Origin of the sequence: Caballeronia sp. TF1N1, assembly GCF_022878925.1 — a bacterium.
Taxonomy (GTDB): Bacteria; Pseudomonadota; Gammaproteobacteria; order Burkholderiales; family Burkholderiaceae; genus Caballeronia.
In genome coordinates this window covers 741,955-768,269 of the sequence record NZ_CP084626.1, presented here as the reverse complement: position 1 = coordinate 768,269, position 26,315 = coordinate 741,955, and the positions used below count along the sequence as shown (strand labels likewise).

Below are 26,315 nucleotides of genomic sequence, written 5' to 3'. Positions count from 1 at the left end.
GGGAATGCCCTTCAGAAGCGCTTCGACTTTGTCGACGCCGCGGATGTTCCTCCAGGTCCTGTCGGCCGCTTAAATTCAGACGGGGAGTTCCTGCTGGTGATCATCGGCGTGAATCGGACGGCAGCAAGAAGCGCATGGAGCCCAGCGACGGCTATCGCAAATCGAATTAATCTTGAAACGAGCTGCTGTTCGATCTGAACAGACGAGCTATACAGGCACCGCCGCTGCTTGTCGCGGGCGATGGCGCGATGGGAGGTGAGCGGTGTGGAAGAGGTATTTCTGCAAACACGGCATCAGCGATGCTGGTTCCGCAAAAATTGGAAACATCCTCAACGTCATGCCAAATCGCAGCACGCTAATGGACTTCTTTACGTTATCAGACTACGGCTACGCTGATTAAGTCCTTCTGACGCCCGCAAACTCCATCGCTACGTGGTCGTTTTCAAAAACCGGTATTTGTTCAGCATAGCCCTAGCGCAGATTATTCGAGGTGTCCAGTGAGCGTGAGAGCGCATTGCGAGGCAGCCGCGTAACGCGGTCCCGGCGCATACACGAAACGGTGGACGCTTCCCGCAAAGCGCGAAACGCGATGCGCGTTGGTCACGCTGCCTGTAAGCGACCATTTGCACTGGACATTGACCGCTCATTGAGCCGAGCAGCAAGAAGATCAAATAGCCAACTTTCTAACCGACAATCATGCCTAAATGCAACAATCAATCGGATTCCTCCGATATATGAGCCATCGCCCGATCCCTATCCTTGACCTTGCTTCCTCGTCGCGTTAAACGCCTTTTCGCGATAAGGAAGCCGTTCGAAGTGTTTGACCTCGCCTCGCGCGAGGTCTTTTTTTGCCTGCCGCGCACGTGCACTTGCAAACGGCAACGAGCAGCGCCCAAACCCCATCTGCCACAATCCGCATGAACAAGGCGGCTTAATTACCATCTAACCGCCTCATCGATCGATAAAGCGGAGACAAGCCTGATGAAGCCAAGCCGTATCGCGCAAGTAGCTTTGGGTTGCATCGCCATGACAGGCATAACAGCGCATGCAGAGCCGCAACCCAACACTCAATGGCGTCAGGCAGAAACCTCGTTTTTCGATCTGATTCAAAACGGCTACGGAATCGTAGCCGTGACGAGCATCGCCGAACGCGCGTCCGGTTTGCCTGCGGATACTTACGTGCTGCAGAAAAACAATAGCGTATTTCGTTGCGTCGAAACGCGCAGCGCCGAGTCGGGAACGACGAGAACCGCCGCGCCATTGCGCTGTGCGGAACTCGTCAAACCCTTCGTGGATTGATCAACCTACCGGCGCTTCGCCCTCGCCTGTTTCCTTCCCTGGGCGATCGTTTGGCGACTGCTTGCGGCCTTCGTCATCGCGTTCGGGCAGCTTGCTCTTCTCGTTGTCGCTGTGTTCGGCGGGTTGTGCTTCGGCCGGCTTCGCTTCGCTAGTCATGGCTCCTCCTGTTTGCCTTGGGTGTAAGCATCGTCAGCAAATCCTGCGCCTGTAAGAAGCGCATCCAAAAGCGCACGCAGAATCGCAAACACTGCGGCGCCGACACGGGCTACCATCGATCCATCGTCATCAGATGCTACTCGCGATGCCTAGAGCACCGATTCTGCCGTCAGCCACGCTTGTCGCCATCGTGCTTGCCGGGACATTGGCCGCGTGCACGATCACGCCGCCACCGAGCGTCATCGAAGCACGCTCCGCCGCAACCGCACCGTCTCGCGCATCGCTTGGCGACTACAAGGAGCGCGTCGCGCAACGTATCCTCGAACGCAATCCGTCGTACGTGCTGAAGGGCACGCCGCAAGCCATGCTGCGCTCGTTCGTGCTGGTGTCCTTCACCGTGGATCGCAACGGGCGCGTCGTCAATTCGTCGGTGTATCGCACCAACGGCGACGACGAAGCCGAAGCCACCGCGCTCGCCTCGCTGCGGCGCTCGTCGCCATTGCCCGTTCCGCCCGCGCGCCTCCTGAACGGCAACGGCCAGCTCGAACTCTTCGAAGGCTGGATGTTCAACGACGACGGCCACTTCCAGTTGCAAACGTCGCATTCGCCACAAGCGACGACCATCGATTGATTGGCGCTCTCGCGGCACGCTCGTTATAATTTTTGACATCCCGGCCGGACCCGCTTCCGGCATGGCTTTCAGACCGCGCCTACCCCTCGCGTCCGTTGAAAGTCTTTGTCCGGTTCGCGCTCTACTCCTGCGAGCCGCTCGACCGTTTTACCGCCCACCCCCAACAAGCGTCTTGCGTGCGCTCTCACGCCTTGCTCGCCCATCGAGCAGGAATGCGCCACCATAAGCACCACAAAAGCGACACGACAACGGAGACACCATGTCATCACCCACGCTTTCCGCCGCCAAGCCAGGCGACGGCGCCCAAAGCACCTCGCGCGTGATCTTCGCGAGCTTCATCGGCACCGCAATCGAGTTCTACGATTTCTACGTCTATGCGACAGCCGCCGCGCTCGTCATCGGGCCGGTGTTCTTTCCACACGGATCGCCGGCCGCGCAAGCGCTTTCGGCTTTCGTCACGTTCGGCATTGCGTTCGTCGCGCGGCCTATCGGCTCGTTCATCTTCGGGCACTTCGGCGATCGCGTCGGACGCAAATCGACGCTCGTCGCGTCGCTGCTCGTCATGGGCATTTCAACGACGCTCATCGGCTTCGTGCCCGGCTACGATTCCATCGGCAGTCTCGCGCCCGTGCTCCTGTGCATCCTGCGCTTTGGGCAAGGCATCGGGCTCGGCGGCGAATGGGGCGGCGCGGCGCTGCTTGCAACGGAATACGCGCCCAAGGGCAAGCGAGGCCTCTTCGGCATGTTCCCGCAGCTCGGGCCGTCGATCGGCTTTCTTGCTTCCAACGGCCTGTTCTTCGGCCTTGCGCTCTCACTCTCCGACGAACAGTTCCGCAGTTGGGGCTGGCGCGTGCCGTTCATCGTGAGCGCGGTGCTCGTCGGGCTCGGGCTTTACGTGCGCCTGAAAATCGCGGAGACGCCCGCATTCCGCACGGCCGTCGAGCGTCACGAGCGCGTGCGCGTTCCCATCGCCACGCTGCTCGGCCGTTATCTCGCGCCGACCTTGCTCGGCGCCTTCGCGATGGTCGTCTGCTACACGCTCTTCTACATCTCGACGGTCTTCTCGCTGTCGTACGGCGTCTCCACGCTGCATTTCTCGCGCGAAAAATTCCTCGGTCTCTTGTGTTTTGCCGTGCTGTTCATGGCAATTGCGACGCCGATCTCGGCCATCGCCAGCGACCGCTTCGGCAGACGGCCCGTGTTGATCGTCGGCTGTCTCGCGGCGATCCTCTCCGGCTTCGCAATGCTGCCTCTGCTCGGCAGCGGCAACACGGTCTACGTCGCGCTCTTTCTGACCATTGAATTGTTCTTGATGGGCGTGACTTTCGCGCCGATGGGCGCGCTCCTGCCCGAGCTGTTCCCGACGAGCGTGCGCTACACCGGCGCGGGCGTCGCGTACAACTTGGGTGGCATTCTGGGCGCATCGGTCGCGCCTTATATCGCGCAATTGCTCGCAAATCGCGGCGGACTGTCGTGGGTCGGCGGGTACGTATCGGCGGCGGCGGCGGTGAGCCTCATCGCCGTGTTGTGCATGCGCGAGACGCGCGACATCGCACTTGAATAGCGTTCGAATGACTTCGATGACGATACCGGCGCGTTCAACGATCGCGCTGGTTCACGGCATGTGCGGGCACCGGCTGGCCCTTGATGAGCGGCACGCGCTTGCGTTCCCGTTCGACGCGCGTGCGCTTGCGCTCGGCCCAGAAGTGCGCGAGCCATAGGAGCGTGCCGACAGCGAGCGCATCGGCGGCGAGACCGCCAATCCACTGATAGTGCGTCATGCCGATGGCGCGCAACGCCGAATCCAGCACGAGCGACACACACGTGCCCGCGATGAAGCACACGAGCCCTTGCTGCCCGATGGTCACCACGCCCGGCAATTTAGCTGCGAGCGCCTTGATCCATCCCGCGTAGACCGCGCGTGCGATCACCCACGCAACGGCCGCGAAACTCACGATACGCAACGTCGCCAGGTTCTGCTTGAGGTAACCCGGCGGCGCTTGCGTTTCCAGGAAGAGCTTGAAGAATGCGAAGGTCAGTGCGATCGCGATTGCTCCGCACGTCAGCCAACGCGCAGTACGGCTTGCGTGGAAGTCGTTGCTGACAGGCTGCACGCGCGCAAGGATGCCCATCACGAACATGAGCTGCCACGCGAACGGATTGAACGACCACGCTTCGGCGTAGGTCGAGGGCAGCGCGCGCGCCAAGGGAAGAGCGGCGAGCCACACGAGCAGACTGCCGAACATGGCGATAACGGGCTTCCTCTCGGCGAGCGGAACCACGAAAGGCACCGCGAGCGCGAAGATGGAGTACATCGGCAAGACTGACGAAAGATACGGCTGCTGGCGCAAGGTCGTGATGTCGAACAAGAGCCCGACCGGACGCACAAGGAAAGTCGGCCATTCGGTGTACCGCAGCATCGGCGAATCGATTTTGAGTAGCATCAGCAATGCGCCGCCGATCAACATGAGAACCGCGGTCAGCAGATAGGCGCGATAGATCTCCCAGCTGCGCTTGAAAAAGCGTCGGCGGGCGGCTTGTGCACTACGGCGAGTCGCAAGCGCCGTGTATGCCGCCGCCGACGCATAACCGCCGAGGAAGACGAATACTTCCGCGGAATCGCAGAACGCGTATTGATGCAGCGTAAAGTGCGACAGCACGCTTCCCGATATATGGTCGACCGCGATAATGAGTAGCACGACGCCTCGAAAGAAATCGACTTCGAGAGAACGTTGGGTCGGGGAACTCATTGGACGAATGCTCCACGCACTGCGGTCGGGCGCACGGCCAACATGGCGTTCGCGCGCATACGGGGTTTGTACCTAGCCTTAAAAGAAAATTCCCTGAATCAACGCGTATTTAAATTAACACTTGAAGACAGTCGGGAAGCTGGCGGCAAAATGACTATTTTGTTGGGTGTTGCAGTAACTATGCCAATACCTAATACTCGATAAAACGCCGGTCGCGGGAAGAAATGCCGTTTCAATCGACAGGAGGCTGAAATGCCTTTTCATCTGCAGAGTTCGCATCTCGTCGTGGTCATCGCACTGGCCTTGGTGACGGCCTTGCTCCTCGCGATGAAGTTCCGGCCGCTCACATGGCGCGGCGTCGTTTGCGAGGCGCTCATTGCGAATATCGGAGCCATCGGCGCGGTGATCGCTTTCGAGATGCTTACCGGCTGAAAACGTGTCCAGTTTTCGACTGACCAAGATTTTTCAAGCCGATTGAACTTTCGTCACGGGCAAAAGTCTTTTCAGGAGTGCCGTGCATGCGCGGCAACCTTCTCCTCTCCGCTCCCGTTATCGGGAGCGTTTCTTGGGCGCCTGGCGAAAGCCTCGCGCCTGTTCTTTTTTCTGGCTCCGGGGTCTGCTTCGTCAGGCGTAACCTGCCGCATGCTTGGGACGCTCGCTATACTCTGCCCTTTGGCCGAAGCGACCGCATGATCCGAGCGCTACGTTCTCTTTCTCTTCGCACCGCGCGACGCACACGCGGCCTGTGGCGTCGCTACGGTATCTTCTGGCTTGGCGCAATCGCCGTCGGACTGATCGCCGTCTACTATGCGCGGCTGATCGACTGGGGCTACGGACTTTTTCTCGATGCGCGCGCCGCGCACGCCTGGCTGCCGCTCGTCATCACACCGGCTGCCGCCGCGCTATGCGTTTTCGTCACGCGCAGGTTCTTTCGCGGCTCGGAAGGCAGCGGCATCCCGCAGGTCATCGCCGTACTCAACAGTCCGACTTCGGAAGCCGGCGGACGGCTGCTTACGCTCAGGATTCTCGCGAGCAAGATTGCCGTATCGTTCATCGCGATACTGGGCGGCTTCACCATCGGCCGTGAAGGTCCGACCGTGCAAGTCGGCGCGGCGCTCATGTTCAACATGCGGCGCTTCTACCCGCGCTCGAACTCGCTGATCGAACGGCAACTCGTGCTGGCAGGTGCGGCGGCCGGTCTGTCGGCGGCGTTCAACACGCCGCTCGCGGGCATCGTCTTCGCCATCGAGGAGCTCACGCGCAGCTTCGAAGTGCGCACGAGCGGCGTGCTGATCACGGGCATCATCATCGCGGGGATCGTGGCGCTCGGGCTCAACGGCAACTACACGTATTTCGGCACCATCGACGTCGGCACGCACTTTTCGAACATGCTGGCCGTCGCGGTGATCGTGACCGCCGTCGTCACGGGCATGGCGGGCGGCGTCTTCTGCTGGCTCCTTCTGAACACGTCGAGGTGGATTCCCGCGCCCTTGCGGCATTTGCATGCGTCGCGGCCGGTCGTGTTCGCCGCGCTGTGCGGACTGGTCATCGCGATCGTCGGGCTCGTGTCGGGCGGCACGACCTTCGGCAGCGGCTATGCGGAAGCGCGCGGTCTACTCGAAGGCCGCGAACATCTTTCGGTGTTCTACCCGCTATTGAAAATGATCTCGATGATCGGCTCGTATCTGCCGGGCATTCCGGGCGGCATCTTCGCGCCGTCGCTGTCGATTGGCGCGGGCTTCGGCAACGTGTTGCATCTGCTGTTCGGACAGATGTCGCTGCCCATGATGATCACGCTCGCGATGGTCGGCTATCTCGCAGCCGTGACGCAATCGCCGATTACGGCGTTCGTCATCGTGATGGAGATGATCAACGGCCACGCGCTCGTCATCTCGCTGATGGCGACCGCGCTGGTGTCGAGCCGCGTGTCGCGCTTGTTCGCGCCGCCTTTATACGAGGCGCTGTCCGAGCGCTATATGGCGCCGTTGCCACAACCGGCGGCCTCGCCCGAGGTGCCGGAAGCAGACGAGGCCGTCGTCGAGAAAGACGCGGCCCCGCAAAAGTAATCAGCCTTACGCGCCGATCAGTCCCAGTGCCCTGCCACATAGCGATGCTGGCCGTGATCTTCCACCCAAACGGCCGGCACCCAGTGGTGGCCGACGTGCTCGGCTTCCCAATGGCCGCCCGCCCAGACATAGTGGCCGTGTTCCCAGTTCCAGTGACCCTGATCCCACACGTAACCCGCGCGTGCGGGCGGCACCGGCTCATGGCGCGGCGCGGGCGGCGCGCTAGGCGCCACGATCACGATTTCGGCCGATGCCGCGGTCACGGTGAGCGCGCCAGCGACGATAAGCGCGGTTGAAGCGAGCAAATGGCGAACGGAAGTTTTCATGCTTGGACCTCGTATTCCAGGACATTGAACGCGCCGGGTGGCGCGGATTTTCATGTCGGCAACGCAACCTTGCTGCCGATGTCCGTTCAATGCGCGACGTGGTCAAAAGGAAGACAAACGTCTGATTACGAGATGACCGAAGTGCAACCGAATATTGATGAAAGCCACGCGCATTTGAAGCCGCGCGCAAACGATAACGTCGCCATGAAAAAAGCCAGGATCGCCCGATCCTGGCTTCATACCTTCATCTCGATACACAAGTCCGGCGTTATGCCGGCGGTATCTCGATCTTCACTTCCAGCACTTCGAGATCGTCCTGACGTTCGAGGCTCACTCGAATATCGTCGTCAGTAATCTTCACGTACTTCGAAATCACCGCAACGAGTTCCCGTTGCAACGCCGGCAGGTAATCGGCGGCGGCTTTGCCACCCGCGCGCTCGTGCGCAATGATCAACTGCAAGCGTTCCTTCGCGACCGCAGCGGACTTTTTCTTCTCGCCCAGCAAAAACGAAAGAATCGACATTGCGTCCCCTTACTTGGTGCCGAAGATACGTTGCAGCAGCCCTGGCTTTTGATAATCCGTGAAGCGCAGCGCCTTTTCCTCGCCGAGAAAACGCGACACCACGTCCTTGTACGATTCCGCAACGTCGGTGCCGTCCAGATGCACCGCGGGCAAGCCCTGGTTCGATGCATGCAGCACCGCTTCCGACTCCGGAATCACGCCGATCAGCTCGATCCGCAAGATCTCCTGGATGTCGTTCAACGACAGCATCTCACCTTCGGAGACGCGCTTCGGGTTGTAGCGCGTAATCAGCAGATGCTCCTTGACCGGGTCCTTGCCTTCGATCGCGCGCTTGGTCTTCGAAGCGAGAATGCCGAGGATACGGTCCGAGTCGCGCACGGACGACACTTCCGGGTTCGTCACGATGAGCGCTTCGTCCGCGAAGTGCATGGCCATGAGCGCACCCGACTCGATACCCGCCGGCGAGTCGCAGATGATGTACTCGAAGTCCATCTTGCTCAGTTCGTCGATCACCTTCTCCACGCCTTCGAGCGTGAGCGCGTCCTTGTCACGCGTCTGAGACGCCGGAAGGATGTAAAGGTTCTCGAGCTTCTTGTCCTTGATGAGCGCCTGATGCAGGTTCGCCTCGCCCTGGATCACATTGATGAGGTCGTACACCACGCGGCGTTCGCAACCCATGATGAGGTCGAGGTTGCGCAGACCGACGTCGAAGTCGATCACGGCCGTCTTGTGGCCGCGCAATGCGAGCGCCGATGCGAAGCTCGCGCTGGTGGTCGTCTTGCCGACGCCGCCCTTCCCCGAAGTCACCACAATGATTTTTGCCATACAAGTACCTTGTGTTCGTCAAATAGGTCCGTCGCGTTCCTTAATCGAGCGCGCGCCAAGGGGCATCGGGCGCGCGGCGTCAGGTCAGCCGCAGCGGTTCGATCATCAGTTTTTCTTCGTCCAGCCAGATTTGCACCGGCTTGCTCTGTACATCGGGCGAGAGCGGATTCTCGGTCGTCCGGTAGATTCCCGCGATGGAGATGAGTTCCGGTTCGAGACAAGTGCAGAAGATCCGCGCGTCGTGATTGCCGTGCACGCCTGCGAGCGCGCGGCCTCGCAATGGCGCATAGATATGGATATTGCCTTCCGCGATCACCTCGGCGCCGTACGACACAAGCCCGAGCACGATGAGATCGCCCTTCGCGTAGACCTGCTGACCCGAGCGCAACGGCCGGTCGATGATGGTCGACGGCTGCGGCAGCGCGGGCGGCGGCGTGATGGCGACTGCTGCTTCGATCGCCGCGGCGGCCTCGACGTTAGGCTTGGCCTCATCGACCGAAGGCTTCGGCGCGCCACGCCGGTCGCGCGCTTCGAGGACCGGCAAGCCGCCCTCGCTTGCCCATTGAATTGCCCAGCGCTGCACCGGCAACGCGACGATGCCCACGGGCCGCATGCGCACGCTCTTCAGGAGCGTCTCCAATTCCGCGAGCGAGACGCGCTCGCCTTCGCCGCCTTCGGCTTTCTCGGCGAGCCGGCGCACGTCGATGGCGACCACGTCGCCCGCGAAGAATTCGGGAGTCGCCTCGAAGCGCCGCGTGAGTTCAGTGCGCAGGGCATCGAGGTCTGGAGTCTTGACGACGAAGTAGAGCGTGTCGACGGAGCCGCTGCGCAGTTCGAAGAAGGGCGTTTTGTTGAGCGACATAGGAACGGCCAAAATTTTTGCGTATTTTACAGGCGTGTGGGCGCGCGGCCATACTTTTTACGGCCCGTTTCAGCTATCGGAAACGATGAGTACGCGCGAAGGAAGGGTGAAGCGAGACTTACGCGCCGGTCTCGCGCTGAACGTGGCGCACGTAGAGCAGTTCGTGCTCCTGTTCGTGCGACGACATCGTACGGCGATCGCCCGTGGGTCCGAAGCCCAGACGTTCGTAGAAGCGCATTGCGGTGCGGTTTTCGTCGGCGATCCACGCATGCACTTCCGATGCGCCCTGCGCCGCGAGCCAGTGCGACGCGGCGTTCACGAGCAACTCGCCGCCACGCAGATGGCGCACTGCCGGCGCGACCCAGAGCGCCGCCACGAAGGCCCGCGCCGATCCGGCTTCCTCGACATACGCATGCACGAGCCCGCAGGGATGCCCTTCCGTGTAGAGCAGGAAGGTCGCGACGCGAGGCGAATGCGCGTGCTCGGCGGCGGTGTCGTCGAACGATTGCGGTTCGACGCGCAGCGCATCTTCCAGCGTCTCGCCGAACGCATAGGGCGCTTCGCGCAGCGATGACGTGCGCAGCTCGCGCAATACCGCGCCCTGTTGCGAGGCGATTCGGTTGACGGTCAGTGAGGGACTCATGCGGGGCTCATGCAGGCAAATTCTCTCTGGCTCTCTGGCTTCTCTGCCTCGAAGGCGCTCGGGCCTTTCCGGTATTCGGGCCATTCGCGTAGCTTCAACCGAACGGGCGTACCCGTCAATTCTTTCTTCTCGGATAGTGCTTTACAGCGCACATGCAGACGCGCTCTCGCCGCTTACGCACCATGACGGCGCGCGCAAACGGTACCCGCGCGCTTCTTTACGGCGCGGCGTAGGCGCCTACGCCATCCGGCCAGGGCGTAAGCAACTCGAAGCCGTCTTCCGTTACCGCGACCATGTGTTCCCACTGCGCTGACAGCGAGCGGTCCTTCGTGGTCACCGTCCAGCCGTCGCGCGACTGCTGCGTGGCGGGACGGCCCGCGTTGATCATGGGCTCGATGGTGAAGACGAGGCCGGCCTTGAGCCGCAGACCCGCGCCGCGCTGGCCGTAATGCAGCACTTGCGGATCTTCGTGATACACGCGGCCGATGCCGTGACCGCAGTACTCGCGCACCACCGAAAAGCCTTCACGGTGCGCGACCGTCTGGATTGCGTGGCCGACGTCGCCGAGCGTCGCGCCCGGACGCACTTCGCGGATGCCCGCGACCATGGCTTCGTAGGTCGTTTCGGTGAGGCGCCGCGCTTCCTTGTTCGGCGTGCCGGCGTAGTACATGCGGCTCGTGTCGCCGAAGTAGCCGTCCTTGATGATGGCCACGTCGATATTGATGATGTCGCCGTCTTTCAGTTCTTTCGGGCCGGGAATACCGTGACAGACGACATGATTCACCGACGTGCAGACCGTCTTCGGAAAGCCCATGTAGCCGACGTTCGCCGGAACGGCCTTCAGTTCATCGACGATGAAGCGGTTGCAGATGGCGTCGAGTTCGTCCGTGGTGACGCCGGGGCGCACGTGTTCCCCGATCATGGCGAGGACTTCGGCGGCCATGCGGCCGGAGATGCGTAACTTCTCGATGTCAGCGGGTGTCTTGAGCGTAATGGCCATTGGCAGATGTGTTCGTCGCGCCTGCGTGCGTGGCGCGAGAAACGCCGCTTGGGGCGCGCCGTGCACGAGGACATTGGGGCCGATGATAGCACTCTCGTGCGGCCCTCTCTCTTTGGAAAGGCGCATGCGTGCTGCGTTTCGTGGCGACACCGGGCGTTTGCGATCGTGCCATGCGGTCTTGTGATCGATGCGCGATTGTGGTCTAGTGACCCGCATTCGCACTTGAGAACCCGAGCCTGAAGATATGAACCTGCATCGCCTGAATGCTGCTCGTGCCGTTTATTCCGTCTATGCCGTTTGTACCGTTACCGCGGTCTTGTCCGTGCTGGCTGCCTGCAGTTCGACGAGTGGCCCGGAGCTGAGAGCGTCGAAGCCCGTGATTCATGTTTCATCGGCGCGGCGTGCGTCGGATATATCGGGCTGTCTCGAAGGCAGGTTGCCTTCGGTGCAGACGGTGCGCAATCAAGGAACGACGGAGCTCGTCGTCGGACCGAACGCGTGGCTCGTGACCTTGACGCCATCCGCGTATGGAACAGAGGTGAAGGTGCAGCGATCCGTGGATGACTACAGCGGGTTGCCGGAGCCCGAACTGAGGTTCGATGTGGCGCGATGCACGACTTGATGCCGACGTGATGCGAAGGCCTTGAACGAAACCGGGCCCCCAACGAAAAACCCCGCAAGTCTCACGACTTGCGGGGTTTAGTATCTTGGCGGAAAGGGTGGGATTCGAACCCACGGTACAGCAAAACTGTACACTGGATTTCGAGTCCAGCGCATTCGACCACTCTGCCACCTTTCCGTCTACCAGACTGGGCCTTAAAGGCTTTGCCGGCCTTCGCGAAGCGGGTCGTTGCCAAGCGAAGAACGAAAGTATAACGAAGTCGTTCGAGCTTTCCAAGACCCTTTTTAAAAATAAACGTCAGACCACAGCCGGCGCCTCGATACGCTCCGCGCCACGCATGTAAGGGCGCAAAACCGCGGGAATGGTCACCGAGCCGTCCGCGTTCTGGAAATTTTCCAGCACGGCAACCAGCGTGCGTCCCACCGCGAGACCCGAGCCGTTGAGCGTATGCACGAACTCCGGCTTGCCTTGCGCATTGCGAAAGCGCGCCTGCATGCGTCGCGCCTGGAAGGCCTCGGTATTCGAGCAGCTCGAAATCTCGCGATAGGTGTTTTGCGCCGGCAACCACACTTCGAGGTCGAAGGTCTTCGCCGCCGAAAAGCCCATGTCGCCCGTGCAAAGCGTGATTACGCGATACGGCAATTCGAGCTTCTGCAGAATGGTTTCGGCCTGCCCGACCATCTCGTCGAGCGCGGCGTACGAGTGCTCGGGCGCGACGACCTGCACCATCTCGACCTTATCGAATTGATGCTGGCGAATCAGGCCGCGCGTGTCGCGTCCATATGAGCCCGCCTCGGAACGGAAGCACGGCGAATGCGCCGTCAGCTTCACCGGCAGCGCGCCCGCTTCTAGGATGCTGTCGCGCACGGTGTTCGTGAGTGATATCTCCGAGGTGGAGATGAGGTACTGCGTGACCGTGTTTTCGTCGCCGCCCTTCTCGACGCGGAACATGTCGTCGGCGAATTTGGGCAACTGTCCGGTACCGTAGAGAATCTCAGGATTCACGATGTACGGTGTGTACGCTTCTGTATAGCCGTGCTGTTCGGTGTGTGTGTCGATCATGAACTGCGCGAGCGCGCGATGCAGCCGCGCAATAGGCCCGCGCAAGAGCGTGAAACGCGCGCCCGAAAGCTTTGCGCCGGTTTCGAAATCGAGGCCGAGCGGCGCGCCGACATCGACGTGATCCTTGACCTCGAAATCGAACGCGCGCGGTGAACCCCAGCGGCGCAGTTCGACGTTCTGCTTCTCGTCGTTGCCCACAGGCACGCTTTCGTGAGGCAGATTCGGCACGGTCAGCATCAGGTCCGACAGACGCTTCTGCACGTTTTCGAGTTGCGTCGCCGATGCCTTCATCGTGTCGCCGATGCCGCCTACTTCCGCCATCACCGCCGACGTGTCCTCGCCACGGCCTTTCATCGCGCCGATTTGTTTGGACAGGCTATTGCGGCGCGCCTGAAGTTCTTCGGTGCGGGTCTGGATGTCGCGTCGCTCGGCTTCGAGCGCGGCGAAGGCGGCGACGTCGAGCGTGTAGCCTCGGTCGGCGAGGCGCTTCGCGACGCCGTCCAGGTCTTTACGGAGGTGTTGAATGTCGAGCATGTCGGGGATGCTTTTGTTAAGTATTCGAAAACGACGATTTTAGCGCACGCATCGGGCGCGGCCGTGGCTGGCGTTCAGGCGATCATGCACCGCCGATATTTGCGGCAAGGCGCGCCGCCAGTAGCTGTGAAGTCTAACGCACCGGTTACGGCCGGCGCGTGCCGCTTCGATTCGCTCGATGAAACAGGCGGGCGGTGCGAGTGAAACGAAGCACCCGCCGGCGTGCAGCACCCCTTACCGCTTCTTCTCATCCTTGTGCTCGCGCCGCCAGGCTTCATCGAGTTCCGCGAGACGCGACAGCTTGTCGCCGATCTTGCCTTCCAGCCCGCGCGGCGTCGGCACATACCAGTGCGGATCGCGCATGCCGTCCGGCAGATAGGTTTCACCGGCGGCATAGGCGTCCGGTTCGTCGTGCGCGTAGCGATACTCGTGGCCGTAGCCGAGCTCCTTCATCAACTTCGTCGGCGCGTTGCGCAGATGCACCGGCACGCCGCGCGACTGATCCTTGCCGACGAAGCGTCGTGCCTCGTTATACGCGTTGTAGCCCGCGTTCGATTTCGGCGCGACCGCCAGATAAATGAGCGCCTGCCCGAGCGCCAGTTCGCCCTCGGGCGAGCCGAGCCTTTCGTAAGTTTCGGCGGCATCGAGCGCGATGCGCGCGCCACGCGGATCGGCAAGACCGATATCTTCCCAGGCCATCCGGACGATGCGCCGCGCCAGATAACGCGCGTCCGCGCCGCCGTCGATCATGCGGCAGAACCAGTACAGCGCGGCGTCCGGATTGCTGCCGCGCACCGACTTGTGCAGCGCGCTGATCTGGTCGTAGAACGCGTCGCCGCCCTTGTCGAAACGGCGCAGATTTTCGGCGAGCGCGCTGCCGAGCAACGCGCCATCCACGTGCGTCTGCTTCTGCTGCGCGGCCGCGCGTGCGACGATTTCCAGGTTATTCAGGAGCTTGCGGCCGTCGCCATCGGCGGAACCGATCAGCGCGTCGCGCGATTCATCGGTGAAGGTCAGGCCGCCGAGTTCAGTGCTTGCGCGCTCCAGCAGTTCTCTCAACTCGCCGGCGTCAAGGCTTTTCAGCACATAGACGGCGGCCCGCGACAACAGCGCGCTGTTCACCTCGAACGACGGATTCTCGGTCGTCGCGCCGACGAACACGAACAGGCCCGACTCCACGTGCGGCAAGAACGCGTCCTGCTGGCTCTTGTTGAAGCGATGCACTTCATCGACAAACACGAGCGTCTGGTGCCCGTTCGCGCGATGAATCTGCGCCGTCTCGACCGCCTCGCGGATATCCTTCACGCCCGAGAGCACCGCCGAAAGCGAGATGAACTCGGCGTCGAAGGCAGCGGCCATGAGGCGCGCGAGCGTGGTCTTGCCGACGCCGGGCGGGCCCCAGAGGATCATCGAATGCGCCTCGCCCGATTCGAACGCGACGCGCAGCGGCTTCGCCTGACCGAGCAGATGCTTCTGCCCGATCACGTCGTCGATGGTGCGGGGGCGCAGGCGTTCCGCGAGCGGGACGGTGCCACGGTTTTCTTCGAACATGTGCTTGCTGAGTGAGGTGAGGCGCTGACGGCCGGGTCACCGGACGCATTTTTGCCTATGCCGAACGGCAGAGCTAGCGCATTGCTCCGCGTGGCCGCAAAATCCGGGTCATTATGACAGCCGATGCTCGCGCGCGAGCGACGGCTTCGGACAAACCGCGAACAGACAAGATAAGGATCAAATCCGATGCAGCAAGAGGACACGTCGACTTACGCCCCGCTCATTCCCGTGCCGCCCGAACGGCGCGCCTTCGGCACCAGCGACGCCTTCGCGCTGTGGTTCTCGCTCGGCATCGGCCTGCTAGTCGCGCAGGCGGGCGCGCTGCTCGTGCCGGGTCTGTCGCTGCCGCACGCACTCGTGGCAATCGTCATCGGCACGGTGATCGGCGTCGTGCTGCTCGCGCTCGCGGGCGTGGTCGGCGCGGACACGGGGCTCGCCGCCATGTCCTCGCTGCGCCCGACGCTCGGTGTGCGCGGCGCGTCGGTGCCTGCCGTGCTCAACGCCGTTCAACTGGTCGGCTGGGGCTCGTTCGAAATCATCGTCATGCGCGATTCCGCGGACGCGCTCGCCAAACAATCTTTCAATCTGTCGATGCCGCTCGTCTGGACCTTGATCTTCGGCGTGCTCGCCACGCTACTCGCGGTGAGCGGTCCGCTGTCCTTCGTGCGGCGCTTTCTGCGTACCTGGGGCATCTGGCTTTTGCTCGCGGGCGCGGGCTGGCTCACGTGGAATCTGCTGGCCAAGCAGGATCTGGCCGCGCTGCTGGCGCGTCCTGGCACCGGCGAGCTGGCGTTCGGCGCGGGGATCGATCTAGTCGTTGCCATGCCGCTTTCGTGGCTGCCGCTGATTGCCGATTACACGCGCTTTTCCCGCAGCGCGGGCGGCTCGTTTCGTGGCACGCTGCTCGGCTACGGCATCGCGAACCTGTGGTTCTACGCGCTCGGCGCGGTGTACGGGCTGGCCGCGGGCGGCGGCGATGCGCTCCTCACCATCGCGCTCGCGCAAGCGGGGGGCGGCATTGCGCTGCTCCTGATTCTCATCGATGAAATCGACAACGCCTTCGCCGATATCCACTCCGCCGCCGTCTCGACGGGCACGTTCTGGGCGCGCGTGAGCGTACCCGTGCTTTCCGCCGCGTTCGGCGCGCTCTGCACGCTGGTCGCGCTCGCCGTTGCCATGGGCAAGTATCAGAACTTCCTGCTGCTGATCGGTTCGGTGTTCGCGCCGCTCTTCGGCGTGGTGCTGGCCGATCACTTCATCGTGAGAAAACGCCGCGTCGATCTCGCCGCGCTCGGCCAGTCCGTCGGCCGCTATGGCTATTCGGGCGGCTGGCACGTGAGCGCCTTTGTCGCGTGGGCGATCGGAATCGCGGCCTATCACGCGATCAACCAGTGGCTGCCGAATCTGGGCGCGACATTGCCATCGCTTGCGTTGGGCGCCGTCTGCTACTTGCTGCTGGTTTCGACGCGGCGGGCGGCGTTGGCTTCGTAACGTCTCGCCCGATTCACGCGCGCCGCTCGACGCCCGGAAACACGCACAACAATTCGAACGCGAGATTCGCCCCGAGCAGCGCCGTGGTTCCGAACGGATCGTACGGCGGCGCAACCTCCACCAAATCCGCGCCGACGATATTCAAGCCCCACGCGCCGCGCACGATCTCCAGCGCCTGCGGCACCGTCAGACCCGCGATTTCCGGCGTGCCGGTTCCGGGCGCAAACGCCGGATCGATGCCATCGATGTCGAAGGTGATATACACCGGCCCGTCGCCCATTTGTTCGCGCACTTCGGCCATCAGCGGCGCGAGCGACTTGTTCCAGCACTCCTCCGTCTGCACGACGCGAAAGCCCTGTTCGCGGCACCAGTCGAAATCGCTCGCCTCGTAGCCTGTGCCGCGCAGGCCGATCTGCACGACGCGCCCGCAATCGAGCAAGCCCTCTTCCACCGCGCGGCGAAACGGCGTGCCGTGCGCGATCTTCTCGCCGAACATGGTGTCGTTGACGTCGGCGTGAGCGTCGATGTGAATGAGCCCGACCTTGCCGTGCTTCGCGTGGATCGCCCGCAGAATCGGCAACGCGATGGTGTGATCGCCGCCAAGCGTGATCGGCTTGCAATCGTGCGCGAGGATCTCGCCATATGCGCGCTCGATGCGGTCGATCGAATCCAGCAGGTTGTACGGATTGATCGCGACATCGCCGATATCGGCCACGCGCAGCGAGTCGAACGGCGCGGCGCGCGTCGCCATGTTGTACGGGCGCAGCAGCACCGATTCGCTGCGCACCTGGCGCGGGCCAAAACGCGCGCCCGTGCGATTCGACGTACCGAGGTCGAACGGCACGCCGACGAAACACACGTCGAGACCGGCGGCCGTCGGTACGTTCGGCAGACGCATCATCGTGGTGATGCCGCCGCAGCGCGGCATCTGATTGCCGGAAAGCGGTTGCGGACGTTCGGCGTCGAAGTGTTCGGCAGGCGTAAAGAGCGAAGACGTATTCATGGTGTCAAATGTTCCCGTTGAGCCAAAGATGGCGTATTAGTACCCGCTTTTGACCCAAGCTAAAATGGCGACGAAAACAACTTCACATCGATTCCAATCGATGTATGGGCGGCGCGCGTGTTCACTCATCTTTCCGACCTGGATTTGCGGCTCATACGCGTGTTTCTCGCCATCGTCGATGCAGGCGGCGTTTCCTCCGCGCAGGCCACGCTCAATGTTGGCCAGTCGACCATCAGCACGCAACTCGCGACGCTCGAAACGCGCCTCGGATACCGGCTTTGCGAGCGCGGACGCGGCGGTTTCGCACTCACTTCGCGCGGCGAGCAATTCGTCGATGCATGCAGAGCGTTGCTCGCCGCTGTCGAAACGTTCGATTCCACCGCGCGCCATGTCGGCCGAAAACTCGTCGGCACGCTGACGCTCGGGATGATCGGCAACACGCCGGTGAGCGCGAATGCGCGCATCAGCGAGGCGATCGCGCGCTTCCGGCGACGCGACGAATCGGTGCGCCTATCCGTGCTCGTCCGCTCGCCAGGCGAACTCGAGGAAATGCTGCTTGCCGGCCGCATTCAGATGGCGATCGGCTACTTCTGGCATCGCGTGCCGTCGCTCGAATACACGCAGATCTTTGCCGAAGATCAGTTCGCGTACTGCGCGCGAGAGCATCCGCTTTTTATACACGCGGGCAATGTGAGTCCGGACGATGCCGCCGAGCATGCGTGGGCGTGGCGAAGCTATCCGCTGCCCGAAGCAGGCGCGCTCACGCCGCGCACTATCGGCGCGGTCGCGGACAACATGGAAGCCGTCGCCATGCTCGTGTTATCCGGGCGGCATCTCGGTTATCTGCCGGAGCATTTCGCCGCGCCTTATGTGAAAGACGGCTTGCTCGCCGCGTTGAATCCCGAGTTCATGCGTTATCGCGTGGCGTTTCACATGGTCGTGCGCGCCGAGCGCGGACGCGGCTCGCGCAATGCGAAGAACGATATCGTCGATGCATTCATCGAGGACATGACCGCCGCTCACACTGCTTAGACGCAGCTAAATAAGCAGTACGCATGCTTATTCGACAAGCATCGATTTCCGCGAGCAATTAGCAAAAGCCAATCACTCGACCGACACGATTTCTCCTAATATCCAAGCTAATCGCGTTATCTCAAAAATAAGCCGAATGATCGGATGTGCTTAATCACGTCGCGCGAAACACGGACTTTTCAACGGGGGAAAAGATGGACCAAGCAAAGCTAAGAGAAACACGCCGGGTGGGATTGGCAGCGGCGCTCGCCGTGATGAGCGCCTATGCGGTATCCGCCCCGGTGTACACGATGCCCGGTGGCACGATCACATTCCGGGGCGCGTTGGTGGCGCCGCCGTTTGGCGTATCGACATCGACGGCGGCAACGTCCGCAACCTTTTCGGCGACGAACCATGCGAGCGACCAGACGGTCTCGGTGCACTTCACGCCGCCGCCAACCGACGCGCCGAACGCACGCGTCGCCATTGCCGGCAGCGTGTACGCGCATTTCGCCGATGGCGCCGGACGTCAGACAGCACGCGGCAGCGATGGCACGTTTCACGTCGGCGCGACAGGCGGCGTGCTGTCCATGTCAGCGCCATCGACAGCGCTCGTGACAGTCGTCACCGAATATCAATAAGCCGGGCGCCCAACCTTACCCGTTGATCACGTCCGCGCCCTTCGGCACGTTGAACTTGAAGGTATCGCTCTTGATCGGCGGGTTCTTCTGAATGTTCGAGAACGTAAGAAGCGTGACGTTGCCGAACACGTCGTGCAGTTCCATGGCTTGCAGATTGCCGTCCTTGAAGCCGATGCCCACGCGTTCGAACTGCGTGTCCTTCGCTCTAGGCGTGAGTTCCAGCCAGTCGATGCCGCCCTTCTCGCCCGCATCGCGCGAGGTAAAGTTCTTGTCGAGGTCGTTGCTGCCGAAAAGGATGGCGGCGGGGCTTGCGCCAAGCGCGCCGCCAAGCGTGCGAACGGTGACCTGGTTCAAGTCCTTGTCATAGACGTAGAGCTTGTCGCCGTCCGCCTGCAAAACCTGCGAGTACGGCTTTTCATACGACCAGATGAACTTGCCCGGCCGCGCGAACATGAATGTGCCGCTGGAGGTCACGCCCTTGGTCGGCGTAGTCGTGGAGCTTGCGCCGTTGTTGACCTTGCCCGGCGCCTTGACTTCCTGTTGCGTGAATTCGCCGCGTGCCGCGTGGACTTGCGAAACGAAGGCCTTCAGCTGCTCCGTGCCACTCGCGTACGCGTGCGATGCAAACAGCATCGACGCGGACAGCAGCGCCGCGCCGAATACCTTCTTCCCCGTGTGTTGCTTCATGCTTTTGTTCTCCATTCAAAACACGTCGGCGCTCAGTCGGAATCGCGCGCCGGCGTCAGAATCTCGCGGTTGCCGTTCGACGACATCGACGAAACGAGCCCGGAGTTCTCCATCTGTTCGAGCAGCCGCGCCGCCCGGTTATAGCCAATGCGCAGATGCCGCTGCACGAGCGAGATCGAAGCGCGCTTGTTCTTGATGACCACTTCCACCGCCTGATCGTAAAGCGGGTCGGACTCGCCATCGGTCGCGCCGCCTGCGCCGGGCGCGCCTTCTTCACCCTCGCCGGCCAGTCCGCCTTCGAGAATGCCTTCGATATAGTTCGGCTCGCCGTGCTCCTTGAGCTTATCGACCACGCGATGCACTTCTTCATCCGACACGAACGCGCCATGCACGCGCACCGGCAGACCCGAGCCTGGCGGCAGATAAAGCATGTCGCCCATGCCGAGCAACGATTCCGCGCCCTGCTGATCGAGAATCGTGCGCGAATCGATCTTAGACGACACCTGGAACGCCATGCGCGTCGGCACGTTCGCCTTGATGAGGCCCGTGATGACATCGACGGACGGCCGCTGCGTCGCGAGAATCAGATGGATGCCCGCCGCGCGCGCCTTCTGCGCGATCCGCGCGATCAACTCCTCGACCTTCTTGCCGACGACCATCATCAGATCGGCCAGTTCGTCGATGACTACGACGATATGCGGCAGACGCGCGAGCGGCTCGGGTTCGTCCGGCGTGAGGCTGAACGGGTTCGGAATGGTTTCGTCGCGCTTCTTCGCTTCGTCGATTTTGCTGTTGAAGCTCGCGAGATTGCGCACGCCCATCTTGCTCATGAGCTTGTAGCGCCGCTCCATTTCCGCGACCGCCCAGTTGAGCGCGTGACCCGCCTGCCGCATGTCGGTGACGACCGGACACAGCAGATGCGGAATGCCTTCGTAGACGCTCATTTCAAGCATCTTCGGGTCGATGAGGATGAGCCGCACCTGATCCGCGCTTGCCTTGTAGAGGAGCGAAAGAATCATCGCGTTGATGCCGACGGACTTGCCCGAACCCGTGGTGCCCGCGACCAGCAAGTGCGGCATCTTGGCAAGATCGGCGCAGACCGGATTGCCGCCGATGTCCTTGCCAAGGCCCATTGTTAGCGGCGAGGCGGCGGCTGCGTAGACCTCGGAGCCGAGAATCTCGGAGAGCTTCACGGTCTGGCGGCGCTGGTTCGGCAATTCGAGCGCCATGAAATTCTTGCCCGGAATGGTTTCGACGACGCGGATGGACACGAGCGACAACGAGCGCGCCAGATCCTTCGCGAGCCCGACGATCTGGCTGCCCTTCACGCCCGTGGCCGGTTCGATCTCGTAACGCGTCACGACCGGCCCCGGATACGCCGCGACCACGCTCACTTCCACGCCGAAGTCCTTCAGCTTCTTTTCGATGAGACGCGAGGTGTATTCCAGCGTGTCGGCAGCAATGGTTTCCTGGATTTTCGGCGGCGCATCGAGCAACGCGAGCGGCGGCAAGGTGGAATCGCCCGGCAGGTCCTTGAAGAGCGGCACCTGCTTTTCTTTCTCCGCGCGCTCGGAGCGCGGCGGCGTGGCGACCGGCGGCACGATCACGACCGGCTCGTGATCTTCCTGCTTCACGCGCGAGCGCACGACCTTGCCTTCGCGCTTGGTCGCCGCTTCCTCGCCGAGCTTGCGGTCGCGGCCCGCTTCGCGCCGGAGTTGCGCGCCGGTGATCGCGGTGAGAATGCCGTCGCCAATTTTTTCGCACACGGACAACCACGAGAAGCGGAAATAGAGCGACAAGCCGATGGCCAGCGCGATCAGCAGAAAGAGCGTCGCCCCCGTGAAGCCGAGCGCGTGGGAAACATGGCGCGCGACCATGTCGCCGACCACACCGCCCGGCGCGCGCGGCAGCGGCACCTTGAGCGACCACATGCGCAACGCCTCGATGCCATCGCTTGCGAGCAGCACGAGCACGAACGCGAATGCCTCGGCGAGCCAGGTGCGATCGCGCGGGGTGTCGTCGTCGGCGAGCGCGGGTTGCGTGATGCGCCGGTAATTCGCGACGATCCGCCTCCCGAGCAGCACGACAAACCAGTACGACGAGAGCCCGAACGCGAGCAGCAGGATATCGGACGTGTTGGCGCCGACGCGCCCAGCCCAATTCGAAATGTGATCCACGCTGATGGCGTGCATCCAGCTCGGGTCTTTCTGGCTATAGGAAAGGAGCGCCATGACGAGAAACAGTCCGAGCGCAACCTGGAGAATCCAGCGAATCTCGGTGAAGAGCCGCGACATGCGGTGCGGCAGCGCCTGCGGGCTCGCGGAATAGGATGCTTTGGCCATTGATTCGGAGTCGCTTGTCGCGGCTTATAAAGTGCCGCATATAAGGTGGCCTATTGTAAACGCTGCATTGCGGTGAACGGCGCAAAAAGGCGTCCGTGCTTGCAACCTGTAACACTCGTCACACGCAAACCGTCGTGGTTTAAGCCACGATTAAGCAACGATTTTTTCGTGATTCCTGCGACGCTCGGCTATCAATCCGATTGAAAGGTTCACTCGGAAGGCTTTTGCAACGGCCTTTATAATTGATCCCTTGCACCCAACTAGAGTTCGTCGGGGCTGCATGGCGCGTCGCGGTCATGAGCCGCTTCTCGCGCCGGGCGTCGAAGTTGCCGCGCCACAACCCGACGGCCATCAATAACGGACCAAACGCCATGTCATCGACCAAACACGCCAAAGTGCTGATTCTCGGTTCCGGCCCCGCCGGCTATTCGGCCGCCGTCTACGCCGCGCGCGCGAATCTGTCGCCGCTGCTCATCACCGGCTTAGCTCAGGGCGGTCAGTTGATGACCACCACCGACGTCGAAAACTGGCCGGGCGATCCCACGGGCGTGCAGGGTCCGGAACTCATGCAGCGCCTCGAAGAACACGCGCGCAACTTCAACACCGAGATCGTCTTCGATCACATCCATACGGCGAAGCTCAACGAGCGTCCGCTGCGGTTGATCGGCGACTCGGGCGAGTACACGTGCGACTCGCTCATCATCGCGACGGGCGCATCGGCGCAATATCTCGGCGATCCTTCCGAAGAAGCGTTCATGGGCAAGGGCGTGTCGGCGTGCGCTACCTGCGACGGCTTCTTCTATCGCAACGGCGAAGTGGCGGTGATCGGCGGCGGCAATACGGCGGTCGAGGAAGCCATTTACCTTGCGGGCATCGCGAACAAGGTCACGGTGATCCATCGTCGCGACAAGTTCCGCGCCGAGCCCATTCTCATCGACCGCTTGCTGGCGAAGGAAAAGGAAGGCGTCGTCGATATCAAGTGGAACCACGTGCTCGACGAAGTGCTCGGCGACGCGACCGGCGTGACCGGCCTGCGCGTGAAGAGCACCGAAACCGGCGATACCACCGATGTCAAGCTGCAAGGCGTGTTCGTCGCAATCGGTCACAAGCCGAACACCGATCTCTTCACCAACCAGCTCGAAATGAAGAACGGCTACATCATCACGAAGGGCGGCACGACGGGCGACGCAACGTCCACCAGCATCCCCGGCGTGTTCGCGGCGGGCGACGTGCAGGATCACGTGTATCGTCAGGCAATCACGAGCGCCGGAACCGGTTGTATGGCGGCACTGGATGCGCAACGTTATCTGGAAACCATCGACGAAACGCCCACGCCGCACTCGATGAGCCACGAAAAGGATCGTTGAGCGACCGCGCGCGCATCGGACCGTTAGAATGGTTGCCGGCGCGCAGCGTACTGCTCACTGAGTTCAGCCGCATCGAGGGTTGAACCAGACTGAAGAACGGGCCACGGTTCGCGCCGCCGGCCCGTTTTTATTTTCGCGAGCGCCGTTGCGTGCAGGTGCATGGCGCCGCGCGTGGCACAATCGGCGCGCTGCGTTTGACCGTCCCGCGCTTATCCGTTGGCCGAACGATGCCGAAAAACCAACCTCATCCGAACGAACCGAAACTCCGGCGCGCCGCCACGCCGCAAGTCAGCGCGCCTGTCGAAGCGAAACCCGCCGATGTCGCCGAAGCGGTGAAACGCGAAGGGCTCGCCGGACTCGGATCGCTGAAAAGCGCGTTGAAGGCGCAGGCGGAGAAGCGCGAGGCCGAACGCGTCGCGGCCGTGCGTGCGGAACGCGAAACGTTGGCCGAGGCCGATGAGTTTCGCCGCGCCATCGGCGAAATCGAGCCATTGAAGACGCCGCCGCGCATCGCTATCGCCCGCGTGCCGCCGCCACCGCTTCCGCTGCAAAGCTGGCGCGACGAGGAAGCGGTCCTGCAGGAAGCGCTCTCCGACGAATACGACCCGGAAACCCTGCTCGATATCGACGAGACGCTTTCCTACTGTCGTCCGGGCATCAGTCAGGAAGTCGTGAGGAAGTTGCGGCGCGGCGCGTGGATCGTTCAGGCGCAACTCGATCTGCACGGCATGCGCCGCGAGGAAGCGCGCGAGGCGCTTGCGGAGTTCATCCGCGAAGCCGTGAAGCGCGGGCTGCGCTGTCTGCGCGTGATTCACGGCAAGGGGCTCGGGTCCGTCGGCCGCGAGCCGGTGCTCAAGGGCAAGGTGCGCGCGTGGCTCGTGCAGAAGGTCGAAGTGATTGCGTTCTGTCAGGCGCGTCCGCACGATGGCGGCGCGGGCGCCGTGCTCGTGCTGCTGCAACCGGCGAGCGCGCCGCGACATCATCAACATCCACAAGACAAGAACCGCAAAGCGGGTTAGAACGTGCATCCCAGGCTGACTCTCGCCATTTCCATCATGGAGGCGTTCGCGATTTTCGCGTATGCATTCTCCGGTCTCATCGAGGCGCGCAAGCGCCGGCTCGACGCCGTCGGCGCCTTCCTCGTCGCCCTCGCCACGGCTTTCGGCGGCGGCACCGTACGCGACGTGCTGCTGTCACGCCGGCCGTTCTATTGGGTCGAGCATCAGGAATACGTGTTCGTCATCTTCGCGATGGCGATTTTCGCGCCCTTCTTTCTACGCGTGACGACGCGTCTGTTCGATCAGCGCGCGCTCCTCATCACCGATGCGATCGGCCTCGGACTCTTCAGCGTCTCGGGCACCTCCATCGCGCTCGATGCGCAAATGCCCGTTTTCACCGCGACGATGATGGGCGTGACCACCGGCGTGTTCGGCGGCATCATGCGCGACGTGCTGTGCAACGAGATTCCGCTGATCCTGCGCGATTCGCGGCCGTACGCAGTGTGCGCGTTCGCGGGCTGCTGGATGTATATCGGGCTTGAACAGCTTCAAGTGGACACGATCTACAACGTGCTGCTGTCTACGGCTTTCATTCTGGTCGCGCGGCTCGTCACCTTCAAATTCGATATCCGACTGCCGCATTAGTCGAACTGCATGAGCCGAGCCGCAATGGCTGCGCGCGAACGGGCGGGAAAACCCGTCTATTTGCTACAATCGCACAGTTTTCCAACCCGCCTGAAGCTGCCTGAAAGTCTGACCCGGCGGCCTTCGCGGCTACCCTTCTTGCAGAACGACGCACAACGACGCACAACGAACATGAACATCGAGCAAGCGCGTTTCAACATGATCGAGCAGCAGATTCGTCCTTGGGAAGTGCTGGACCAGGAGATTCTGAATCTGCTGTCGCTCATCAAGCGCGAGAACTTCGTTCCCGCCGCGTACCGCAATATCGCTTTCGCGGACCTCGAAATTCCGCTTCCCGGCGGCGAGCGCATGCTGTCGCCAAAGGTCGAGGCGCGGGTTCTGCAAGAACTGGCCATTCACAAGGGTGAGACAGTGCTGGAAATCGGCGCGGGCTCGGGCTATATGGCGGCGCTCCTCGCGCATCGCGGCCGCAGCGTGACCACGGTTGAAATCTCGCCGGAACTCGCCGAGTTCGCGAAGCAGAATCTCGCGGCGAACGGTGTGTCGAACGCGCATGTGGTTCACGGCGACGGCGCGCGGGGCTTGGCCGACGGCGCGCCTTATGACGTGATCTGCGTCTCGGGCGGCATGCCGGTCATGCCGCAGGAATTGCTCGAACAGTTGAAAGTGGGCGGGCGTATCGCCGCTTTCGTCGGCACGGCGCCGGTCATGAAGGCGCAGATCATCACGCGGGTCGACGAAAAGCAATTCCGCGTGTCCGATGTCTTCGAAACGCTCGTCGCGCCGCTGCAAAACGCGGTGCATCCTTCGCTATTCAGGTTCTGATTCGGTGCGTTCGGGCCGGGCGCCGCCCGGCTTTCGCCATCGTCCTTATTCGATTCCATGCAAAATCTGACCGCACCCGAACTCGCCGCGTGGCTTGCCGACACATCGCGCCCCGCTCCCGTTTTGCTCGACGTGCGCGAGCCGTGGGAAGTGCAGACCGCGAAGCTCGACAAGATCGTGTCGATTCCCATGCGCGACATCCCCGCGCGTAGCGAAGAACTCGACGACGACGCGCAGATCGTCTGCATCTGCCATCACGGTGCGCGCAGCGCACAGGTCGGCATGTTTCTGGAGTCGCGCGGCTTCACGAACGTGTTCAATCTGTACGGCGGCATCGACGCGTGGTCGCGTCAGGTCGATCCTTCGGTGCCAACGTATTGAATCGAGCCTGAATCCGAGCGTTCAGGCCAGCCAACGAAAAAGCCGCATGCGTTTGAAGCGCATGCGGCTTTTTT

27 protein-coding genes, 1 tRNA gene and 1 pseudogene are annotated in these 26,315 nt (G+C 62.3%); 15 read left to right on the top strand and 14 right to left on the bottom strand.

Translation table 11 applies throughout. The annotated features are described in order from the left end of the window. Positions 1-72: 72 nt before the first annotated feature. A pseudogene (locus LDZ28_RS03535) lies at positions 73-343 on the top strand (transposase); the annotation flags it as partial. 683 nt (positions 344-1,026) lie between these two features. Continuing rightward, positions 1,027-1,299 (top strand): hypothetical protein, encoded by a 273-nt coding sequence (locus tag LDZ28_RS03530; protein ID WP_244827346.1) that lies wholly within the window; start codon positions 1,027-1,029, stop codon positions 1,297-1,299. Here LDZ28_RS03530 and LDZ28_RS03525 read toward each other — a convergent pair whose 3' ends face one another. Then, positions 1,300-1,455: a hypothetical protein gene (locus LDZ28_RS03525; protein ID WP_244827345.1), complete on the bottom strand. Its 156-nt coding sequence runs from the start codon at positions 1,453-1,455 to the stop codon at positions 1,300-1,302. Positions 1,456-1,600: 145 nt separating this feature from the next. Here LDZ28_RS03525 and LDZ28_RS03520 point away from each other — a divergent pair, with 145 nt between their 5' ends. Both LDZ28_RS03520 and LDZ28_RS03515 read left to right on the top strand, forming a co-directional pair. Next, positions 1,601-2,086 (top strand): TonB family protein, encoded by a 486-nt coding sequence (locus tag LDZ28_RS03520; protein ID WP_244827344.1) that lies wholly within the window; start codon positions 1,601-1,603, stop codon positions 2,084-2,086. Between the two features lie 259 nt (positions 2,087-2,345). Continuing rightward, the gene (locus LDZ28_RS03515) at positions 2,346-3,650 is read left to right on the top strand and encodes an MFS transporter (protein WP_244827343.1); all 1,305 of its coding nucleotides are present in this window, start codon (positions 2,346-2,348) and stop codon (positions 3,648-3,650) included. A gap of 34 nt (positions 3,651-3,684) precedes the next feature. Here LDZ28_RS03515 and LDZ28_RS03510 read toward each other — a convergent pair whose 3' ends face one another. After that, on the bottom strand, positions 3,685-4,836 hold the full coding sequence (locus LDZ28_RS03510; RefSeq protein WP_244827342.1) for an OpgC domain-containing protein: 1,152 nt from the start codon (positions 4,834-4,836) through the stop codon (positions 3,685-3,687). Between the two features lie 252 nt (positions 4,837-5,088). On the opposite strand from LDZ28_RS03510, the gene LDZ28_RS03505 reads away from it, so the two are divergent. Further along, positions 5,089-5,268, top strand: coding sequence for a hypothetical protein (locus tag LDZ28_RS03505; RefSeq protein WP_244827341.1), 180 nt, complete (start codon positions 5,089-5,091; stop codon positions 5,266-5,268). Positions 5,269-5,525: 257 nt separating this feature from the next. After that, positions 5,526-6,902 (top strand): chloride channel protein, encoded by a 1,377-nt coding sequence (locus LDZ28_RS03500; RefSeq protein ID WP_244827340.1) that lies wholly within the window; start codon positions 5,526-5,528, stop codon positions 6,900-6,902. A 17-nt stretch (positions 6,903-6,919) separates the two neighbouring features. On the opposite strand, the gene LDZ28_RS03495 is transcribed toward LDZ28_RS03500, so the two are convergent. From LDZ28_RS03495 to map, 6 genes are all read right to left on the bottom strand, one after another. Next, positions 6,920-7,228 carry a YXWGXW repeat-containing protein gene (locus tag LDZ28_RS03495; RefSeq protein WP_244827339.1) on the bottom strand — a complete coding sequence of 103 codons (309 nt, stop codon included), beginning with the start codon at positions 7,226-7,228 and terminating at the stop codon, positions 6,920-6,922. Positions 7,229-7,496: 268 nt separating this feature from the next. Continuing rightward, the gene (gene minE, locus LDZ28_RS03490; protein WP_244827338.1) at positions 7,497-7,751 is read right to left on the bottom strand and encodes a cell division topological specificity factor MinE; all 255 of its coding nucleotides are present in this window, start codon (positions 7,749-7,751) and stop codon (positions 7,497-7,499) included. Between the two features lie 9 nt (positions 7,752-7,760). Then, a complete protein-coding gene (minD, locus tag LDZ28_RS03485) occupies positions 7,761-8,576 on the bottom strand; it encodes a septum site-determining protein MinD (RefSeq protein ID WP_244827337.1) in 816 nt (271 codons plus the stop codon). 79 nt (positions 8,577-8,655) lie between these two features. Beyond that, entirely contained in the window at positions 8,656-9,438 is a 783-nt protein-coding gene (gene minC / locus LDZ28_RS03480; RefSeq protein WP_244827336.1) for a septum site-determining protein MinC, read from the bottom strand. Positions 9,439-9,556: 118 nt separating this feature from the next. Next, on the bottom strand, positions 9,557-10,081 hold the full coding sequence (locus LDZ28_RS03475) for a GNAT family N-acetyltransferase (RefSeq protein WP_244827335.1): 525 nt from the start codon (positions 10,079-10,081) through the stop codon (positions 9,557-9,559). A 217-nt stretch (positions 10,082-10,298) separates the two neighbouring features. Further along, complete coding sequence (map, locus tag LDZ28_RS03470; RefSeq protein ID WP_244827981.1) at positions 10,299-11,081, bottom strand: type I methionyl aminopeptidase; 783 nt, start codon at positions 11,079-11,081, stop codon at positions 10,299-10,301. Between the two features lie 244 nt (positions 11,082-11,325). Between map and LDZ28_RS03465 the strand changes: the two genes are divergently transcribed. Then, positions 11,326-11,703, top strand: coding sequence for a hypothetical protein (locus LDZ28_RS03465; RefSeq protein WP_244827334.1), 378 nt, complete (start codon positions 11,326-11,328; stop codon positions 11,701-11,703). Positions 11,704-11,789: 86 nt separating this feature from the next. On the opposite strand, the gene LDZ28_RS03460 is transcribed toward LDZ28_RS03465, so the two are convergent. From LDZ28_RS03460 to LDZ28_RS03450, 3 genes are all read right to left on the bottom strand, one after another. Next, a tRNA-Ser gene (locus LDZ28_RS03460) sits at positions 11,790-11,880 on the bottom strand. A 120-nt stretch (positions 11,881-12,000) separates the two neighbouring features. Further along, positions 12,001-13,299 carry a serine--tRNA ligase gene (gene serS / locus LDZ28_RS03455; protein ID WP_244827333.1) on the bottom strand — a complete coding sequence of 433 codons (1,299 nt, stop codon included), beginning with the start codon at positions 13,297-13,299 and terminating at the stop codon, positions 12,001-12,003. A 234-nt stretch (positions 13,300-13,533) separates the two neighbouring features. Beyond that, positions 13,534-14,850, bottom strand: coding sequence for a replication-associated recombination protein A (locus LDZ28_RS03450; protein WP_244827332.1), 1,317 nt, complete (start codon positions 14,848-14,850; stop codon positions 13,534-13,536). A 186-nt stretch (positions 14,851-15,036) separates the two neighbouring features. Between LDZ28_RS03450 and cytX the strand changes: the two genes are divergently transcribed. Continuing rightward, on the top strand, positions 15,037-16,341 hold the full coding sequence (cytX, locus tag LDZ28_RS03445; protein WP_244827331.1) for a putative hydroxymethylpyrimidine transporter CytX: 1,305 nt from the start codon (positions 15,037-15,039) through the stop codon (positions 16,339-16,341). Positions 16,342-16,354: 13 nt separating this feature from the next. Here the strand turns inward: cytX and speB are convergent, their stop codons facing one another. Further along, on the bottom strand, positions 16,355-17,344 hold the full coding sequence (gene speB, locus LDZ28_RS03440) for an agmatinase (RefSeq protein WP_244827330.1): 990 nt from the start codon (positions 17,342-17,344) through the stop codon (positions 16,355-16,357). A gap of 117 nt (positions 17,345-17,461) precedes the next feature. On the opposite strand from speB, the gene LDZ28_RS03435 reads away from it, so the two are divergent. After that, entirely contained in the window at positions 17,462-18,376 is a 915-nt protein-coding gene (locus tag LDZ28_RS03435) for a LysR family transcriptional regulator (RefSeq protein WP_244827329.1), read from the top strand. 194 nt (positions 18,377-18,570) lie between these two features. Next, the gene (locus tag LDZ28_RS03430; RefSeq protein WP_244827328.1) at positions 18,571-18,996 is read left to right on the top strand and encodes a hypothetical protein; all 426 of its coding nucleotides are present in this window, start codon (positions 18,571-18,573) and stop codon (positions 18,994-18,996) included. A gap of 15 nt (positions 18,997-19,011) precedes the next feature. Here the strand turns inward: LDZ28_RS03430 and lolA are convergent, their stop codons facing one another. Then, a complete protein-coding gene (gene lolA, locus LDZ28_RS03425; protein WP_244827327.1) occupies positions 19,012-19,683 on the bottom strand; it encodes an outer membrane lipoprotein chaperone LolA in 672 nt (223 codons plus the stop codon). A 32-nt stretch (positions 19,684-19,715) separates the two neighbouring features. After that, positions 19,716-22,025, bottom strand: coding sequence for a DNA translocase FtsK (locus LDZ28_RS03420; RefSeq protein WP_244827326.1), 2,310 nt, complete (start codon positions 22,023-22,025; stop codon positions 19,716-19,718). Positions 22,026-22,396: 371 nt separating this feature from the next. On the opposite strand from LDZ28_RS03420, the gene trxB reads away from it, so the two are divergent. The 5 genes from trxB (at position 22,397) to LDZ28_RS03395 (ending at position 26,241) form a co-directional block, all read left to right on the top strand. Then, entirely contained in the window at positions 22,397-23,392 is a 996-nt protein-coding gene (trxB, locus tag LDZ28_RS03415) for a thioredoxin-disulfide reductase (RefSeq protein ID WP_244827325.1), read from the top strand. 227 nt (positions 23,393-23,619) lie between these two features. After that, a complete protein-coding gene (locus LDZ28_RS03410; protein ID WP_244827324.1) occupies positions 23,620-24,411 on the top strand; it encodes a Smr/MutS family protein in 792 nt (263 codons plus the stop codon). 3 nt (positions 24,412-24,414) lie between these two features. Further along, positions 24,415-25,035 (top strand): trimeric intracellular cation channel family protein, encoded by a 621-nt coding sequence (locus tag LDZ28_RS03405; RefSeq protein WP_244827323.1) that lies wholly within the window; start codon positions 24,415-24,417, stop codon positions 25,033-25,035. A gap of 171 nt (positions 25,036-25,206) precedes the next feature. Next, positions 25,207-25,860, top strand: a complete 654-nt coding sequence (locus LDZ28_RS03400) for a protein-L-isoaspartate O-methyltransferase (RefSeq protein ID WP_244827322.1) — start codon at positions 25,207-25,209, stop codon at positions 25,858-25,860. A 57-nt stretch (positions 25,861-25,917) separates the two neighbouring features. Beyond that, positions 25,918-26,241, top strand: coding sequence for a rhodanese-like domain-containing protein (locus LDZ28_RS03395; protein ID WP_244827321.1), 324 nt, complete (start codon positions 25,918-25,920; stop codon positions 26,239-26,241). Positions 26,242-26,315 lie beyond the last annotated feature (74 nt).